Annotated in this window: 14 protein-coding genes and 1 pseudogene; 9 read left to right on the top strand and 6 right to left on the bottom strand. The window is 72.4% G+C overall.

Going from position 1 to position 16,844, the window contains the following annotated elements:
- Positions 1–76 precede the first annotated feature (76 nt).
- Positions 77–868 (top strand): superoxide dismutase family protein, encoded by a 792-nt coding sequence (locus ABD832_RS14530; protein WP_344894344.1) that lies wholly within the window; start codon positions 77–79, stop codon positions 866–868.
- 179 nt (positions 869–1,047) lie between these two features.
- Here ABD832_RS14530 and ABD832_RS14525 read toward each other — a convergent pair whose 3' ends face one another.
- The 4 genes from ABD832_RS14525 to ABD832_RS14510 all read right to left on the bottom strand — a co-directional run bounded on the left by ABD832_RS14525 (position 1,048) and on the right by ABD832_RS14510 (position 5,707).
- Entirely contained in the window at positions 1,048–2,019 is a 972-nt protein-coding gene (locus ABD832_RS14525; protein ID WP_344894341.1) for an ABC transporter permease, read from the bottom strand.
- Positions 2,016–2,924: an ABC transporter ATP-binding protein gene (locus ABD832_RS14520; protein ID WP_344894338.1), complete on the bottom strand. Its 909-nt coding sequence runs from the start codon at positions 2,922–2,924 to the stop codon at positions 2,016–2,018. Before ABD832_RS14520 ends, ABD832_RS14525 begins: the two co-directional genes overlap by 4 nt.
- Positions 2,925–3,392: 468 nt before the next feature.
- A complete protein-coding gene (locus ABD832_RS14515; protein WP_344894335.1) occupies positions 3,393–4,457 on the bottom strand; it encodes a class I SAM-dependent methyltransferase in 1,065 nt (354 codons plus the stop codon).
- On the bottom strand, positions 4,454–5,707 hold the full coding sequence (locus ABD832_RS14510; protein WP_344894332.1) for a cytochrome P450: 1,254 nt from the start codon (positions 5,705–5,707) through the stop codon (positions 4,454–4,456). Before ABD832_RS14510 ends, ABD832_RS14515 begins: the two co-directional genes overlap by 4 nt.
- A gap of 306 nt (positions 5,708–6,013) precedes the next feature.
- Between ABD832_RS14510 and ABD832_RS14505 the strand changes: the two genes are divergently transcribed.
- From ABD832_RS14505 to ABD832_RS42135, 4 genes and pseudogenes are all read left to right on the top strand, one after another.
- A complete protein-coding gene (locus ABD832_RS14505) occupies positions 6,014–6,397 on the top strand; it encodes a hypothetical protein (RefSeq protein WP_344894329.1) in 384 nt (127 codons plus the stop codon).
- 173 nt (positions 6,398–6,570) lie between these two features.
- Positions 6,571–7,788 (top strand): cytochrome P450, encoded by a 1,218-nt coding sequence (locus ABD832_RS14500; protein WP_344894326.1) that lies wholly within the window; start codon positions 6,571–6,573, stop codon positions 7,786–7,788.
- Complete coding sequence (locus ABD832_RS14495) at positions 7,778–9,019, top strand: flavin monoamine oxidase family protein (protein ID WP_344894324.1); 1,242 nt, start codon at positions 7,778–7,780, stop codon at positions 9,017–9,019. Before ABD832_RS14500 ends, ABD832_RS14495 begins: the two co-directional genes overlap by 11 nt.
- Positions 9,016–9,228: pseudogene (locus ABD832_RS42135) on the top strand (Rieske (2Fe-2S) protein); the annotation flags it as partial. The gene ABD832_RS14495 and the pseudogene ABD832_RS42135, both read left to right, overlap by 4 nt.
- On the opposite strand, the gene ABD832_RS14490 reads toward ABD832_RS42135, so the two are convergent.
- A complete protein-coding gene (locus ABD832_RS14490; protein ID WP_344894321.1) occupies positions 9,228–9,608 on the bottom strand; it encodes a hypothetical protein in 381 nt (126 codons plus the stop codon). The pseudogene ABD832_RS42135 and the gene ABD832_RS14490 overlap by 1 nt on opposite strands.
- Positions 9,609–9,679: 71 nt before the next feature.
- Between ABD832_RS14490 and ABD832_RS14485 the strand changes: the two genes are divergently transcribed.
- The 4 genes from ABD832_RS14485 (at position 9,680) to ABD832_RS14465 (ending at position 14,014) form a co-directional block, all read left to right on the top strand.
- Complete coding sequence (locus tag ABD832_RS14485; RefSeq protein ID WP_344894318.1) at positions 9,680–9,961, top strand: hypothetical protein; 282 nt, start codon at positions 9,680–9,682, stop codon at positions 9,959–9,961.
- A gap of 29 nt (positions 9,962–9,990) precedes the next feature.
- On the top strand, positions 9,991–10,788 hold the full coding sequence (locus tag ABD832_RS14480) for an alpha/beta fold hydrolase (RefSeq protein ID WP_344894315.1): 798 nt from the start codon (positions 9,991–9,993) through the stop codon (positions 10,786–10,788).
- 847 nt (positions 10,789–11,635) lie between these two features.
- Positions 11,636–12,499, top strand: coding sequence for a VOC family protein (locus ABD832_RS14470; protein ID WP_425582590.1), 864 nt, complete (start codon positions 11,636–11,638; stop codon positions 12,497–12,499).
- Positions 12,500–12,598: 99 nt separating this feature from the next.
- Entirely contained in the window at positions 12,599–14,014 is a 1,416-nt protein-coding gene (locus ABD832_RS14465) for an NAD(P)/FAD-dependent oxidoreductase (RefSeq protein WP_344894309.1), read from the top strand.
- Between the two features lie 214 nt (positions 14,015–14,228).
- Here the strand turns inward: ABD832_RS14465 and ABD832_RS14460 are convergent, their stop codons facing one another.
- Complete coding sequence (locus ABD832_RS14460; protein ID WP_344894306.1) at positions 14,229–16,763, bottom strand: AAA family ATPase; 2,535 nt, start codon at positions 16,761–16,763, stop codon at positions 14,229–14,231.
- Between the last annotated feature and the right edge of the window lie 81 nt (positions 16,764–16,844).

Raw genomic sequence — 16,844 nt, 5'->3', positions numbered from 1 at the left:
TACTCATGGGAGGAGAACCGTCGCGGTTCCCCGGCGCCCCGGAGGGGCGACGGGGTCACGGGGATCGGGGGATCTCATGTTCCATCCTGCACGTCATCTGGTACTGGCCGTCGCGCTCGGCGCGGGTACGGCCACCTCGGCATCGGCCGGGACCGTCCCGCCGGGCGCCGTCCCACCGGGCACCGCCGCACCGCCGGCCGCCGTCTCGGCCCTCGGCTCGGCCGCCGTCTCGGCGGGCATCGTCCCGTCCGTCGGCCGGGCGGGAACCGTCCCGGTCTCCGGCTCGGGAACGGACGCCGTCCGGGCGTCGCGATCGCCCGCGCCGCCCGCCCCGCCGGGATCTCCGTCCCCGTCCGGGACGGCGGGCTCACCGGCGGCCGGGGCGGCGGGCGCGGAGGTCAAGGGGGTGAAGGGCGAGACGCTCGGCGAGCTGGTCGTGGAGGAGATGGCACCGGGCAGGACCAGGCTCACGTTCACCGTCAAGGGGCTGACCCCCGGCTACCACGGCTTCCACGTGCACACGAAGGGAATCTGCGACGCCTCGTCCAAGGACCCGGCGACCGGCAGCCCCTTCTTCAGCGCGGGCCCGCACTTCAGTCTCCGTCCCGGCGACCATCCGAGCCACTCGGGCGACCTGCCCGACCTGCTGGTCGGCCGGGACGGCGAGGGCGGGACGATCGTCATGACCGACCGCTTCACGGTGGCCCAGCTGCTCGACCGCGACGGCAGCGCCATCGTCGTGCACGCCCTGGCCGACAACCAGGCCAACGTCCCCGAACGCTACGCCGAGGAGGGGGTGGACGAGACCACCCGCGCGACCGGCGACTCGGGCGGCCGCGTCGCCTGCGGGGTGATCACCAGGCGCTGACGGCGCCTCACCGGTACGGGAACGGGCGGGAGCCCCCGCCTCCGCGAGGGAGCGGGGGTTCCCGCCCGCCGAGCTGGAACGACCGGAGCGGACCACCGGAGCGGACCACCGGAGCAGGGCGGCCGGGGTGGGCGGTCAGGGCGGGGCGGCCGGGGTGGAACGGCCGGGGCGGCCGGGGCTCATCGGACGTTCGGGCCGCGCCAGCTGAACGTCAGCACGCTCAGCAGCAGGCCGGCCAGGCACCAGGCGCCGAGCACCAGGGCGACCCGGTCGAGCTCCCAGCTTCCCGCCGGTTCGACGCGTGCGAACGCCTCCGGCAGGAAGACCGAGCGCAGGCCCTGGGTCATCCACTTCAGCGGGAAGAGCGCGGCGGTGTTCTGCATCCAGAGCGGGAGCTGGTTGAAGGGGAAGAAGACCCCGGAGATGAACTGCAGCACCAGGAACGGCGGCGTCACGATGGCCGAGGCCGAGCGGCTGTTGGGGATGAGCGCGGTGAAGGCGATCGCCAGCAGCGAGCAGGCCACCGCGCCCAGGAAGAGCACCCAGAGCAGGGTGAGCCAGGCGGTGAGGGTGCCGGGCAGCGGGAGCTTGAAGAGCGCGAGCGCGACCCCGAGGAGGATCACCGTCTCGATGACGCCGGTCACCGCGACGCGGACGATCTTGCCGATGAAGTACGCGGACTTGGGCATCGGCGAGCAGGCCAGCCTGCGGATCGTCCCGGTGTCCCGCTCGATGGCGATGTTGATGGCCAGCCCGGTGAAGCTGACGCTCATCACGCCGCTGGCGATGATCCCGGCGATGAACACCTGCTTGAAGTCGACCGTGGTCCCCTGCACCGTCCCGGAGAAGATCGACCCCAGCACGACCAGCAGCATGATCGGCAGGGCGAGGGTGAAGATCAGGGACTGCCGGTTGCGGAAGAACGACTTGAGCTCGACCTTCGACCGCGCGACCGACGCACGCCAGATCCCGGGACGCCCGGGACGCGCGGACGGCGCGGACGGCGCGGACGGCGCGGCGGTGAACGAAGCGGCCCGGACGGCGGGGGTCACGGACGGCGCGGGGGTCGCGGGGGTCGCGGAGTTCACGGGGGTCGCGGGGGCCGCGGCCGTTTCGGTGGGGATGTCGGCGAGGTGCCGTTCCGTCGTCATCGGGTGCCCTCTTCCCGGTCCTTGATGAGCTGGAGGTAGACCTCTTCGAGCGTCGGCCGGTGGATGCGCAGCTCGTCGAGTTCCCGTACACCCGCCGCGTGGGCCCAGGGCAGCAGCGCGGCCAGGGTCTCCGTGGGCCGGTGAGTGTGCACGCTGACCCTCCGGGCCTCCTCGCGCGCCTGTGAGCCGGGCGGCAGCGGGGGGAGGGGGAGGCCGTCGAGCGCGCCCGAGGCGACGAACTCGACCACCGAACGGTCCGTCTTCCTGCCGCCCAGCTCCGAGATCGGCCCCGTCTCCACGATCTTCCCGGCGACGATGATCGCGGCCCGCTGCGCGAGCGCCTCCACCTCGTCCAGGTAGTGCGTGGTCAGGACGGTGGTCTTGCCTCGGTCGGCGAAGTGCCGTACCAGGTCCCACGCCTCTCGCCTGGCGACCGGGTCGAGCCCGGTGGTCGGCTCGTCGAGGAAGATGAGATCGGGGTCGCCGACCACTCCCACGGCCACGTCCAGCCTGCGCAACTGGCCGCCGGAGAGCTGTTGTGCCTGCTTGCGCCGCTGGGACGTCAGCCCCACCATGTCGATGACCTCGTCGGGCGGGAGCGGCGCCGGGTAGAAGGCGGCGAAGTGCTCGACCACCTCGCGTACGGTGAGATCGAGGTAGGCGCCGGTCGTCTGCGGCACCACCCCGATCCGCGCCCGCCAGGAGGGGTCGTCCTCGGCAGGGTCGTACCCCAGCACCCGGACGTCTCCGCCGGTCCGGCGGCGTACCCCTTCGAGGATCTCGACCGTGGTCGTCTTGCCCGCGCCGTTCGGTCCCAGAAGCGCGAAGACCTCGCCGGAACGTACCTCGAAATCGATGTTGTCCACGACGACGGCCGAGCCGTACTTTTTTTCCAATGAACGCACATGAATTGGGCTATCAGCCTCAACAGCGGACACGGCTTACCTCTCGAACTCGATGCGCTCGCGGCGCATCAGCAAGATCAGAACAGCAGAATTCGCCCTCTTCAACCTCATCAACGCCACTCCCTGTGAAATCTTTTCTTTCGCCTCGCGTCCCGCCGAGCGTCCCCGAGGCGTTCGTTCTCCGCGACGCACCGGCCCCATTTCCGGAAATCCCGTTCCCGGGAATCCCGGCCTCGTGTCGCGACGCGACCGGCGCCGGGTGAGAAGGGCCGGGCGCCACGGACCCGCCGGAACGGCCGGGCCCGTGGTGACCGGCCGGGGGACGCGAGCACACCGCGCCGCCTCCCGCGCGGACGTCGCGCGCGGACGCCCTCCGCGGACGTCCCGCGCGAGCCTGCCCCGCGGACGTCCCGGCGAGGTCCGGCGTTCCCCATGAGCGCGGGCGCGGGATCCTGCCGGCCGCGGGTGTCAGTACCGGGGTCTGCGGCTGAGGGCCACTCCCGCGACCAGGAACAGCGCGCCGATGACCCCGGCGATCAGTGCCCCGGTGCTGTTGGCCGGGGTGGTGCTGGCCTGCATGACGGCGGTGACGACGCCCATCACCCCGCTGATGTAGCAGAAGATCGTGATGAAGATCTTGACGTTGGTGCTCATGTGCTTCCTTCGGTGGAGAGGCGCCCCTCGGGGAGGGGGCCGGGAGCGGTGCCGGCTGCGGTGAAGCCCAGGAGCATCACCCAGGCGTCTGGGTCTGACCGGAACCTGTTCCAGCGATCGGCGGCGAGAGCCACCTCCTGAAAGGACAGCACACCGGAGGCCAGGAGCGGCTGCAGCCGTCCCGGGCCGAGGTGGGGGGGCGAAATCGTCCGTCGGCCGGGTGTCGTTGGTGGTGGCGAAAGGCCGGATGGTGACATCGGTGAACCCCGCGCCGCGGAGCAGGCGGGTGAGACGGCGGCCGATCGCGCGGTCGCCGCCGGCGGCCTGCTGGGTCGCCGCGATCTTGGCGTGGACGCCGGCCAGTTCGGGGTGGGACGGGTCGGCCAGCCCCCAGCAGGAGGCGTCCACCTCGGTGATCATGATGCGGCCCCCGGGGCGGAGGATCCGCAGGGCCTCGGCCAGGGCGGGCGCGGGGTCGGAGAGGTGCTGCAGGACATACCTAAGCAGTACGTATCCCGCGCTCGCCGTCTCCAGGGGCAGGTCGGCGGCGTCGGCGACGACCAGTTCCGCGCCCGCGCCCTCGGCGTGGGCGAGCAGCCCGGGGTCGATGTCCACCGCGGTCAGCGACAGGTCGGGAAGGGCCCGCCGCAGCCGCCTGGTGATCGCGCCCGAACCCGCGCCGATCTCGACCAGCGGGCCCTTCGACGAGGTCAGGCCCAGCTCGCGCAGCAGGGACAGCTCCTCGTCGAACGAGAGCGCCGCCTGCGCCTCCAGCCGCGCCAGCTCCCCCGACAGGCCGCCCGACGTGGTGGTGGCGGGGTCGTAGGAGCCCGCGTCCGGCCTCGGGGCGGCGGATGCCGCCGCGGTGTCGAGGGTCATCGGGGGCTCACCGCCATGCGCATGCCGTGCTTGGGACGCAGCGTCACCAGTGCCTCAGGCTCCACCGGGAATCCGGGTTCCAGTTCCAGCCGTACCGACTGCGAGACCGTCGCCAGGACCAGGGTCGCCTCGATGAGCGCCAGGTGCTGGCCGATGCAGATGCGCTCGCCCCCGCCGAACGGCAGGTACAGGTGGCTGGGCAGGTCGGCGTTCTCGAAACGGTCGGGTACGTACTCCTCGGGCCGGTCCCAGTAGCCGGGGTGGCGGTGCAGCACCCACTGGCTGACGCAGACCAGCGCGCCGGGCGGCACGTGGTGGCCGTCGATCTCGTCGGCGCCGGTGGCCCGGCGCGAGATCAGCCAGACCGGCGGGTAGAGCCGCATCGCCTCCTGCACGGCCCGCTTGCACAGCGGCAGGTCGGGCAGGTCCGCGGCCGTCGGCGGGCGCCCGCCCAGGACGCGGTCGACCTCGGCGCGGATCCGCTCCGCCTCCTCGGGGTGGCGGTCCAGCAGGTAGAAGGTCCAGGTCAGGCTCTTGGCGGTGGTCTCGTGACCGGCCATGATCAGGGTCAGCACCTGGTCGCGCAGGTCGGTGTCGTTCAGGGCGCCGAGCATGCTGTCGAGCAGGGTGCCGGTGGCCTGCGGGCAGGAGCGCCGGGAGGCGATGACGGTACGGGTGACCATGTCCAGCAGGGCGCGGGCGCGTACGTAACCCTGCCGGCGGCTCGCCGTGTCCGCCGGGTCCGGATCGGGGTCGGGGACGTAGTGGCCGATGTGGCGGTTGACCGCGTCGACCGCGCGGCCGAACCCGTCGCCCGCCGCGCCGAGGTCCACGTCGAGCACCGCGCGGGTCAGGATCGACAGGGTCAGCGAGGTCAGCTGGTGGTCGATCGGCTGGGACACGCCCGGCCCGGAGGCGCGCCAGCGCGCCAGCAGGGCCTCGGTCTCCTCGACGATGATCCCGTCGAAGGAGGCGACCTCGCTGCGCCGGAAGGCCGGCGCGCACAGCCTGCGCTGCCGCGCCCACTCCTCACCGTCACTGGTGAGCAGCCCGTTCCCGAGCAACGGGCGCAGCATGTGGTCGTCGGGCGTGTTCTCCTTCGTGTAGTTCCCCACGTTGTCCTTGAGGACGTGCCGGGCCAGATCCGGGCGGTGGAGCATGAACACGGTCTCGCCGTTCGCGTCGTGCACGCTGACGTCCCCGTACTCACGTGCCAGACCGGTGACGAACCCCAGGGGGTCGTCACGCATGCGTTCCATGTCCACCGGGCCCGGAGGACCGGGGGGTGCTTTCATGCTGACGGTCGTCACCGACACCTCCGGATGGCGTACGTAAGTATTTTTTAATACGTATTCACAGGCGTCGGACATACGTATTGATCGTCATTGATGGTTCGATCCCGGCTATGGGATGCTTGCAATGTAACACCGCATTATGCAGGTATCAATACTTACATTAATGGCTGCAAAATTAAGTCTTGGTATGTACGCCAGGTCATGCCACAGTTCAATCAGTCGCCGACACGGAGAGCGTCGGCGAAAACAAAGGAGAATGACATGGCACTTGCCCAGCAGGAGCGCGCGGAATTCATCAACTCCTACACCCGCACCCTGATCAACGCGTGGTCGGACGAGAGCTACTCCGCCAGGCTGAGCGCCAACCCCCGTGAGGCGCTGGCCGAGTCGGGCCTGACGATCCCCTCGGGCAGCGAAGTCGTCGTCGTGCGCCACATCCCCGACGGGCACGAGGAGGGCAACATGGACGTCCAGGTCGCCCTCTGGGAGAAGGGCATGGAGAGCGGCGTCTTCGAGCTGCACATCCCGGAGACCCCGGTGGTCGACGCGACCGAGCTGAGCGAGGGCGACCTCGCGGCCGTCACCGCCGGCGTGCAGGTCGAGTCCTGCTACTACTGCTGCTGCCCCTGCTGCTGCTGCACCTGATCACCGGCGGCACGTGACAGCGGTACGTGAAAGACGCAACGAAGAGGTACGGGTCCTCGGCCAGAGTCCGGCCAGGGGCCCGCGAGGACGACGGGCGCCGATCGGGCAGTGGTCGCCCGTCGGCGGGCGTGGGCTCCGGTGCCGTCCGTGCATAGCGAAGGAGAGTCCCCCGCGTGACGGCCAGCACCGAGATCCGTTTCCCCGCCGACGTCCCCCATCCCTTCTCCCCGGCGGGGCGGCTCGACCCCTACCCGTCCTACGACTGGCTGCGTTCCCGCTCCCCGGTCCACCACGACCCCATGGCACGGCTGTGGCTGGTGACCGGGCACGCCGACTGCGCCGCCGTCCTGCGTGACCGGGCCTTCTCCGCGAGCGCCGGTCAGCAGGGACGGGCGCGCGACGAGGACCTGCCGCCGTCGATGCTCACCACCGACCCGCCCGACCACACCAGGTTGCGCACGCCGGGCCTGCTGCTGCTGGGCCCTGCCGCGATCGCCTCGGTGGCCGACGGCATCACCGCCGACGTGGACGACCTCCTCGACGGCCTGGCGGCCGAGACCGTGGTCGACGCGATCGAACGGATCGGGAGCCCGCTGGCCACCTCGGTCTTCCTGCGGCTGTTCGGGCTGGCCGAGAGCGACCGGAAGGCCTTCTCGCAGCTCGCCCAGGCGGCCTCGATCAACCTGGACCCGCTGGCCGGGCCGCAGGTCGCGGCACTGGGCCGGTCCGCCATGAAGGAACTGACCCGCTTCCTCCAGGCGCACTGCGCCACCCTGCCGCAGAACTCGCACGGGGCGCCGGCCGCGTCGAGCCCGCTGGCCCGCCTGGTCGCCGACGACCGGCTGACCGACGCCGAGACGCTGGGCGTGCTCGGCCTGGCCGTCGTGGGCGGATGGCAGCCGCTGGCCGAGGCGATCGGCAACGCGATGTACTGGCTGCTGCCCCGGCCCGAGGCGCTGACCTCGCTCCGCCTGGGCGGGGACGAGCTCGCTCGCACCGCCGTCGACGAGCTGCTGCGGCTGGAGGCGCCGATCCCGTTCACCGCCAGGGTCGCGCTCACGGACGTGCGGCTGCCGGGCGGCGAGGTGCCCCGCGGTGCCCGGGTGCTGGCGGTCGTGGCCGCGGCCAACCGGGACCCGGCCGTCTTCGAACGGCCCAACAATCTTGTGCTCGACCGGTCGCCCAACCCGCACCTGGCCTTCGGCGGCGGGCCGCACTTCTGCCTGGCGGCGCAGCTCGTCCGGCAGACCGGAGCGGTGCTGCTGGCCCGGCTGGCCGAGCGGTTCCCCGCCGCGTCGCTGGCCGGCCCGCCGCCCGGCTGGGCCTCGACGCTGGTCCCCCGGCGGCTGCGCGCCCTCCCGGTGGCCCTGGGAGGCGGGGATGCGCGCTGACGGCGGCAGTGTCGCCGGTGTCGCCGGTGTCGCCGACGTCCTCGTCATCGGGGCCGGGGTCAGCGGGCTGACCTGCGCCTCCATCCTGAACCGGGCCGGGGTGCGCACCGTGGTCCTGGAGGCCAGGTCGCGGATCGGCGGGCGGGTGCGCACCTTCCGTCCCGCGGACGGCGGGCCGTCGCTGGAGCTGGGCGCGCAGGTCGTGCACGGCGACCGCAACCCCGCCCGCGCGCTCGTGGGGACCGAGACCGCGCCGCGCCCCGCCGCCGCGCGGGTGATCAGCGGCCGGGTCGGCCGTCCCATGGGGACGCTGGCCCGCACGCCGTGCCCGCCGTGGACGATGGAGGCCCGGCTGAACGCCGAGGGTGCCGCCGACGGCGTGTCCGTGAACGACTGGCTCCGCGACAACGGCGGACCGGCCCCGGTGGCGAGCGAGTGGCTCCGCCAGATCTGGGCCACCGACCCGGACCGGCTCAGCGCCCGGGGCGTGTCCGCGGCCCAGCGGGGCGACACCGCCGGGCACGGCGAGTTCGTCGTCCCCGGCGGCTTCGACCTCCTGCCGCGACGGCTCGCGCGGGGCCTTCAGGTGCACGTCGGCCGTCCCGTCGAGGTGCTCGGCTGGTCGCCGGGACGGGTCAGCGCGCGGACGGCCACCGGGACCGTGCGGGCCGGCCGGGTGGTGGTGACCGTGCCGCCCGCCGTCGTGGCCTGCGGCACCCTCACCATCGAGGACCTTCCCGCGGACAAGATCGAGGCCGCGCGGGAGCTGACGCCCGGGGACGGCTGCTGCGTGGTCGTGACCCTGTCCGCCCCGGCGCCGGAGACGGCGTCGGTGTTCGACGCGGACGGGGTCAGCGGCTTCGTGAGCTGCCGCGAGGGACGCCCCGAGGTGCTGATCGTGGCCAGGGACGCGGCCGCCGCCTGCGTACGGGCCGCCACCGGCCCCGACCTGGCGGCCATGCTGACCGTGGCCCTGCCCTGGAGCGCGGGGACCAGGGTGCTGGACACCGAGATCGCCGACTGGGGAACCGACCCGTGGAGCCGGGGCGCGTTCACCGCGCCGAGGCTCGGCGCCGAGCTGGCTCCGGGCCGCTGGGCCGAACCGGTCGAGGACACGCTCTTCTTCGCGGGAGAGGCGACGGTCTCGGGAACGCGGCCGCCGTGGGTTCAGGGAGCGATCGTCAGCGGGACGAACGCCGCCGAACGGCTACTGAAGGCGATGAGCAGATGACGGCACCTCCGGCGACACCGACGGCGACACCGATGACGGCACCGACGACGGCACCGCATTCCGGCTGGCATCTGCCGGTCTTCACCTCCGAGCTGACCGGCGAGGTGACCCCCCTGGAGCTCGGGACCCGGCGGCTGGTGGCCGTGCGGGACGAGACCGGCGTACGGGTCTTCGACGCCGACTGCCCGCACCGTGGCGCGCATCTGGGCTACGGGGGCCGGCTCGCCGACGGCTGCCTGGTCTGCCCGTTCCACGGCCGGCGGATCGGGCTCGGCGACACCTCCAGGCGGTTGTCGGTGACCGAGCACCACGTGCTCGTCTCCGGCGAGGCCGTGTTCGTCCGGCTCTCCGACGGCCCCGACGACGACCGCGGGTTCACCCGGGCGATCAAGGAGCTGGCCGACAGCCACCCGCTGACCGCGGCCGTGAGCAGGTCGATGAACGCCGACCCCCTGCTGGTCGTGGAGAACGCCTTCGACATCGACCACTTCACCGAGGTGCACAAGGTCCCCAGGGTGCGCGCGATGGCGCACCGCCACGGGGACGAGGGCGAGCTGGTCATGGAGGGCGAGTTCGTGATGGCCTCCATGCCGATGCCGGGGGGGCGGCGCGCCGCGGATCGTCGGCTCCCGTTTCCTGGCCCGCGCGTACAGTCCCGGCGTGGTCGTCACCCTGTTCGGGCCGCCCGGCCGGGAGCAGGTCATCGTCACCGCGGCCGTGCCGCGGGAGAAGGGCGGGTGCGCGGTGCGGGTGGCGATCGGGGTGCGCGACGAGCAGCAGGGGGAGCTTCCGCTGCTCGTCCAGGGCAGCGAGCGCGCGCTGGACGAGGACGCGGTGATCTGGGAACGGCTGAATCCGCGGGTGGTGCCGCGCCTGGACGTCAGGGACGCGGCCGTCGTGGCCTACCGGGAGTTCTGCGCGACCTTCCCGGAGCGGGCGTGAACGGGCCGCGCGGCCTTCCGGGAACGAACGTGAACGGGCTGCGCGTCATCGAGTCGGGGACGGGCCCGGCGGTGCTGTGGGTGCACGGCTACACCATGGACTCCACGCTCTGGCAGCCCCTGTGGGATCTGCTGCCGGGCTGGCGGCACATAGGCGTGGACCTTCCCGGCCACGGCGGGTCCGAGCCGCTGCGGCGTGGCCAGACGCTGCCCGAGCTCGCCCTGCGGCTGGCCGCCTTCGCCGACGCCGAGGTCGCGCACCGGGTCGTGGGGCTCTCCTTCGGCTCCGGCGTCGCGCTGCAGATGGCCCTGGAGGCGCCCGAGGTCGTACGCAATCTGGTGCTCGCGGCGCCGACGCTCGGCGGCGCGCCCCCCGACCCCGCGGCCCGGCGGCGGTACATGGAGCTGATGACGCTGCGCCGGGCGCGCGGCGCGCCCGAGCAGATGGCCGAGCTGTGGATGGACTCCCCGCCGGACATCTTCCGCGGCACCGAGGCGCATCCGGCGCTGCGGGCCCGGTTGCGGGAGGTGATCGGCAGGCACTCCTGGGCCGAGCTGGACACCGGGGCGATGGCGATGCTCGGCATGCACCGGCACCCGCCCGAGGACCTCGCCCGGGTCAGGGCCAGGACGACGGTGATCGTCGGCGACTCCGACATGCCGGTCTTCACGGCCAACGCGCATACCTTGCAGGAGAACGTCCCTGGATGTGAGCTGCGGGTGATCCCCGGTACGGCACATCTTCCCCTACTCGAACGTCCAGAAATAGCAGCTGATGCCGTATTTCAGGGGCTGTCACTACCTGAGAAGGTAGGGAAGGTCATCTGACCGTACGGGTCGAACGAGAAGTGGTGAGGGGAAGTAGCTTGTCCCTGTTGTTGGAGTTCTTCGGCCTGACCGTACTCGCCGTGACACACGTCGAAACGTCCGAGCTGGCCTTTCTTTTCGGCCCCCATCTGGTGAAGGCCGGCAAACCGCAGCTGACCGTGAAGCTCCTCAGCAACGAGGCGTCCGGCGGGGAACTGCTGGTCCACCGGGAGGACGGGATGCTGCTGCAGCGCCGCGCGTTCCGGGGGTGGGGCACCATGCCACCGCCCCTCCCCCCGTTCAGCGTGCTGGAGGACCACTTCCTGGTGATGCGCGCCGTCGTCATGGCCAAGGGTGACGCGACGGTCGCGCTGATCGGCAGCGCCTGCTCGCCCTGCGCCGAGGTGGCGGTCTCGCTGGCCGCGCAGTCCTGGCGGCCGGTCTCGGGACAGCTCCTCGTGGTCGACCGGGCCACCGGGCACACGCTTCCCTTCCACGTCCCGCTGGACCTGCGCGGCGACGCCCTGGACGCGGCCAGGGCGAGCGGCCTGATCGGCATGGAGGCCGCGTCCGGCGTCTGGCGCCCGGCCCGGCCGACGCTGGCGGGGCCGTCCGTGCTGGTCCGCCCGGAGCGGCTGGGCACGCCGGTGCCGATCACCGCCAGGCTCGCCCCGCCCACGCTCATCAGGCTCTGCCAGGGAGACAGCGACCGCTGCAGGCTGGAGCCGTCGGACTTCCAGGCGCACGTCTGGCCCCCGGCCGCCACGGAACTGGCCGGCGCGCCCCGCTACCGGCTGCTCATGCCCGAGTCCGGCGGCGCCGAGGCCGCCGCCGCGCTCATCGACGACCGGCTCCTGAAGGAGTTCTCATGCCCCGGCGGCTCTCGTACGGCCCTGGAACACCCTGCTGGGTCGATCACATCACCGTCGACCCGACCGGCGCGAAACGGTTCTACGGTGACCTCTTCGGCTGGGAGTTCGTCAAGGAGAACGGCCGGGGCTACCACCTGATCACCCTGCGGGGAGAGATCATCGGCGGGCTCGGCCCCAGCCCGATGGGCCCGGCCTTCGGCTCGTCCTGGAACGTCTACCTGGCCTCCCAGGATCTCGCCCGCACCCGGGACGAGGTCGGGCGCCTGGGCGGGCGCGTGGTGATGGGCCCGGTTCCCGCGGGCGGCAACGGCCGCCTCTGCCTGGCCGTCGACCCCGTCGGCGCGGCGGTCGGCTTCTGGGAGGGCGGCAGCGACGAGGGCGTGGTCCTGGTCGACGAGCCCGGCGCCCTGTGCGCCGCCGAGCTGCACACCCCCGCCCCGGAGGCGGCGGCGGAGTTCTACCGGAACCTGTACGGAGGGAGGGAGCAGGTGATCCGCTCCTCCCCCCGGGGCGCCTGGGTGCCCTTCTTCGGTGTCGCGGACCCGGTCTTCGGTGTCGCGGACTCGGCCGACTCGGCCGACTCGGCCGGCGGGACGGACCCGGGGGGCTCGGCGGGCTCGTCCGGCGAGACGCACGCGACGGACGCGGCGGACCGGATGGACGGGATGGACCGGGTCGTGCGGGCGGCCCGGGCGGCCGGGGCACGCCCCCTGGGAGCCGGCCTGTTCGCCGACCCGCTGGGAGCGGTATTCGGCCTCTCCGTGGCCCCCTCCCCCGCCACCGGCCGCACCACCGATCCCGCTATCAACTCTGTCATCGATCCCGCTGCGGCCTCCGTCACGGCCCCCATCAGCGGCTGACGGAAAAATGAGCATCAAAATGCGTATAAATGCGTATTAACTAACTTTGTTCCTCCCTGCGAGAATTCGCCGTAGTAATTACGTGTGGGAAGGAACTTCATGGCGCCTGACGTAGTGGTGATAGGCGGAGGTCCCGCCGGATCGATATCCTCGGCCCTGCTGGCACGGGCCGGTGCCCGGGTCCGCCTGCTGGAAAGGGACTCGTTCCCGCGATACCACGTCGGGGAGTCCATCGCCTCCTCCTGCCGCGCCATCATCGACCTCGTCGGCGTACGGGAGAAAATCGAGGCCCGCGGCTACACCGTCAAGGAGGGCCTGCTGCTGCGCTGGGGCGCCGAGCAGGACTGGACCATCAACTGGCCGGACCTCTTCGGCGACCAGGTGCGCTCCTGGCAGGTGGACCGGGCGGACTTCGACGACGTCCTCCTCAAGCACGCCGCCGAGCAGGGCGTCGAGGTGGTCCACGGGGCCCACGTGAAGAAGGTCCGTTTCGACGAGGGCCGCGCGGTGGGCGTGGACTGGGTGCTCGACGGGCAGGCCCACCACAGCGCGGCCGACTACGTGGTGGACGCCTCCGGCCGCGCCGGGGTGCTCTCCGCCCAGCACTTCCGCGACCGGACCCAGCTCGACGTCTTCCGCAACGTCGCCATCTGGGGGTACTACCAGGGCGGCGACCTGCTGCCCAGGACCCCGCGCGGCGGCATCAACGTGATCTCCTCCCCGCACGGCTGGTACTGGGTCATCCCGCTCAAGGACGACGTCTACAGCGTGGGCTTCGTCACCCACCAGGACAACTTCCTGGCCCGCAAGCCGGAGTTCTCCTCCACGACCGAGATGTTCCTGGCCCTGGTCGCGGAGTCGGAGACGGTCGCGGAACTGGTCTCCGGCGGCGCGTTCCAGGGAAAGGTCCGCGTCGAGCAGGACTTCTCCTACTCGGCCGCCAGCTTCTGCGGCCCCGGCTACTACCTGGCGGGCGACTCCGCCTGCTTCCTGGACCCCCTGCTGTCCACCGGCGTGCACCTGGCCATGTACAGCGGCACGCTGGCCGCGGCGTCCATCCTGTCCGCGCACGCCGGGGAGGTCAGCGAGGCCGAGGCTCTGGGGTTCTACGAGTCCCTGTACCGCAACGCCTACGGCCGGATGTTCTCCATGGTCGCCGGGTTCTACGAGCAGTACCGGGGCAAGGCCGAGTACTTCTGGCTGGCGCAGCGCCTGGCCAGGGGCCAGTACCCGCAGCTGATGCACAAGAGGGGCGTCGCGGCGGCCCCGGACAGTGCCTTCGCCTCGATCACCTCGGGCCTGACCGACCTGGACGACGCCACCCGCTCCGGCGGCGCGGCCCCGCTGGACGCGATGATGCTGGCCACCGAGCTGACCGCGCGGAAACCCGTGGCCCCGGGGACGGCCGCGCTGGACCTCGGCGCCCGCTACGATCCGGCGGCCCCCGATCTGTACCTGGTCACCGAGCCCCGGCTGGGCATCGGGCGCGCCACCGAACCGGCGACGCCCCGCTGACCCGGGAGCCGACCGGACACCTGAACGGACGAGGACCGCGCCGAACGGCGCGGTCCTCGTCCGTTCGCCCGACCTGGTGCCCGTCCGGCCGCCTTGATTGTCCGCCCTGGTCGTTCGTCCGGCCCGGTCGTTCGCCCTGGTCGTCCGTCCGGCCCGATGCCCGTCGGTCCGGTCCGGTCCGGTCCGGTGCCCGGTCGTCCGGGCGGACGTCCGGTCAGATGCCGAGGGCGGCGGCCAGTTGGTGACGTCCGCGGATGCCGAGCTTGCGGTAGATGCGACCCAGGTGGGTGTCGATGGTGCGCTTGCTCAGGCAGAGCCGCTCGGCGACCTCCATGCTGCTCATGCCCTGGCGTACCAGCTCGACGACGCGCTGCTCGGCGGGTGTGAGCAGGACCTGGCCCTGCGTCTGACCCTGCGTCTGACCCTGCGTCTGACCCTGTGCCTGGCCCTGCGCCTGCCCGTGCGGATGCCCGGGCGTCTGCCCCCGCATCTGGGCTTGCGCCTGCGAGGACTCCGGAGCGTGGTCGGCGATCGCCGACGGCTCGGCGGCGATCGTCCGGGCCGCGGCGTGCTCGCCCAGCGCGGTGTACGCCTTGGCCGCGTGCGCGCGCCAGGGCAGGCAGGTGGGGTTGGTGATGCCGCGGGCCGAGAGCCGTTGCCCGCAGTCGAGGAACAGGCTCAGCGCCGCGACGTGATCGTCCGCCGCCGCGGCGACCATCCCCTGGGCCTCCCGGACCAGGCTCTTGATCAGGGGGTGGGCGTCCGCCGGCATCGTCATCTCGCGTACCAGCGCGGTGGCGTCCTGCACCTCGCCCATCTGGACCAGGGCGCGCGCTCCGCAGGCGCGGGCCGCCGAGGTCAGCGCGCTCGCGCCGATCCGCTCGGCCCCCTCCCGCGCGTCGATCGCGTCCCGCAGGCTGTCGGCCGAGTCGCCGCACCGGTAGGCGACGTCCGAGCGGACCAGCAGCGCGAGCACGCGCAGCTCCGGCTGGCGCCAGGCGCGGGAGTGCTCCAGGATCCTGGAGCACACCGCCAGCGCCTCCTCCAGGTGGCCGGTCCAGGCGAACGCCAGTGCGGCGCCCACCAGCCCGCCCCCGTCGGAGCGTCCCAGGGGGGAGCCGGGCAGCGTGGCCCGCGTCGCCAGCCGCCTGGCGGTGCCCGGACGCCCCCCGCCGGCCGCGACCACCGCCGCCAGCGCGCCGGAGAACTCCCTGGAGGCGGCGTCCTGCGGGCCCGTCACGGCCGTCCGCGCGCCCCTGCGCAACCCGGCGCGATGTCCCGCCAGCAGGACCTGCGTGCCCAGCCGCAGCAGCGACTCCCGCGGCGGGTCCGGCGTGGCCGCCAGCTCCTGCACCACGGTGACGAACGGCCGGGCTCCCACCGTGCTGGCGGCCAGCGCGGGGCTGGCCAGGTACAGCAGCGACCTGGCCGGCTGGACGGTGTCGGGGGCCCCGGTGACCAGCGCCTCGGCGTGCCGGGCACAGGAGTCCAGGTCGTGGTGGAGTTCGGTCCTGGCCAGTTGCAGGGTCAGCTCGTGCACGACGACGGGGTCGTCGGAGCAGGACAGCGCGCGGCGCAGGTAGCGGGCCGCGTCGTCGTACCTGCGGGCCGTGACCGCCTCCACGGCCGCCGCGCGCAGCACCGGGACCCCCCAGGCCGAGGTGGTGAGCATCAGGTGCTCGGCGGTCTGGGCCGCCGGCGCCCCCGTCCTGACCAGCAGCGCGGCCACCCGTTCGTGCAGGTCGAGCCTGGTGCGGGTGTCGATGCGCGACAGGGCCGCCGTCCGGACCAGGGTGCTGCGGAACCGTACGGGCCGCTCCGAGGTGATGAGGCCCGCCTGGACGAGCGTCCGGCGGGCCTGCTGGAGCTCCAGCTCTCCCTGGCCGGAGAGCATCGCCGCCACGTCGACGTCGGTGTCGGGGCCCATGACGGCGAGCTGGGTGAGCAGGTCGGAGGCCACCGCGTCGTCGTCGTGCAGCCATTCGAGCACGGTGTCGGACAGGGCCGCCGCGCCGATCTCCAGCACCCGGTCGAGGTCGGGCAGGCCCGGGATGACCCTGGCGTGCCGCATCCGGGTGGTGAGCTCGCGCAGCACCCTCGGGTTGCCCTGGGAGATCGTGTGGCAGAACGCGGACAGCTCCTCGTCGGGCGGCGCGCCCAGCGCCTGCCCCACGAAGTCGGCCGTGCAGGTGGCGCAGATCGGCCGGAGCTGCAGGAAGCGCGCGTACGGCAGCCTGGTCAGTTCGGCGAGCGGCCCGGACGGGGCGCCGTCGCGCAGCGTGGCGATCATCATGACCGGCAGGTCGTCGAGGCGGCGGGCGATGTGGGAGAACCAGCGCAGCGACGGCAGGTCGGCGAAGGACAGGTCGTCGATCGCGATGACCACGGGCTGCTCGGCGACCAGGTCGCGGGTGATGTGGAACAGGTCCGTCAGCAGATCGTAGGTGGCTGCGCCGTCGTCGGTGGCCGCGCGGTCGAACTGCCGGCGGGGACGCCCGCCGGCCGACAGCACCGGGTCGAAGAGCTGGCGGACCATCCCGTAGGCGAAACGGCTCTCGCTGGGATGGCAACGAGCCCGCAGCACCAGGCTGCGAGAGGGCAGCAGGTCGGTCACGGCACTGAGCAGGGCGCTCTTGCCGATTCCGTTCTCCCCCAGGATCGTCGCGACGGTCGGCCGGCCGATACGGAGCTCGTCGATAGCCTCGCGAAATACAGCCAGTTCTCTGTCCCTGTGGAGAAGGGGGGCCATGTCCCCATCGTCCATTATCGCGATCCGGATCTCAATGGACTTTTTGTTAATGACAGGAAAGCGTACGCTTTATTGACAGAA

It is taken from the genome of Streptosporangium longisporum, assembly GCF_039534895.1.
Taxonomy (GTDB): Bacteria; Actinomycetota; Actinomycetes; order Streptosporangiales; family Streptosporangiaceae; genus Streptosporangium; species Streptosporangium longisporum.
This window is presented reverse-complemented; position numbering and strand designations above follow the sequence as displayed.

What these genes read in the sequence shown, in the direction of transcription:
- ABD832_RS14460 (WP_344894306.1), bottom strand. Translation starts at nt 16,763, where the DNA reads ATGGCCCCCCTTCTCCACAGGGACAGAGAACTGGCTGTATTTCGCGAG.
- ABD832_RS14490 (WP_344894321.1), bottom strand. Translation starts at nt 9,608, where the DNA reads ATGGAGGCCATCACGAACTCGCCCTCCATGACCAGCTCGCCCTCGTCC.
- ABD832_RS14515 (WP_344894335.1), bottom strand. Translation starts at nt 4,457, where the DNA reads ATGACCCTCGACACCGCGGCGGCATCCGCCGCCCCGAGGCCGGACGCG.
- ABD832_RS14510 (WP_344894332.1), bottom strand. Translation starts at nt 5,707, where the DNA reads ATGCGTGACGACCCCCTGGGGTTCGTCACCGGTCTGGCACGTGAGTAC.
- ABD832_RS14505 (WP_344894329.1), top strand. Translation starts at nt 6,014, where the DNA reads ATGGCACTTGCCCAGCAGGAGCGCGCGGAATTCATCAACTCCTACACC.
- ABD832_RS14530 (WP_344894344.1), top strand. Translation starts at nt 77, where the DNA reads ATGTTCCATCCTGCACGTCATCTGGTACTGGCCGTCGCGCTCGGCGCG.
- ABD832_RS14470 (WP_425582590.1), top strand. Translation starts at nt 11,636, where the DNA reads ATGCCCCGGCGGCTCTCGTACGGCCCTGGAACACCCTGCTGGGTCGAT.
- ABD832_RS14525 (WP_344894341.1), bottom strand. Translation starts at nt 2,019, where the DNA reads ATGACGACGGAACGGCACCTCGCCGACATCCCCACCGAAACGGCCGCG.
- ABD832_RS14495 (WP_344894324.1), top strand. Translation starts at nt 7,778, where the DNA reads ATGCGCGCTGACGGCGGCAGTGTCGCCGGTGTCGCCGGTGTCGCCGAC.
- ABD832_RS14465 (WP_344894309.1), top strand. Translation starts at nt 12,599, where the DNA reads ATGGCGCCTGACGTAGTGGTGATAGGCGGAGGTCCCGCCGGATCGATA.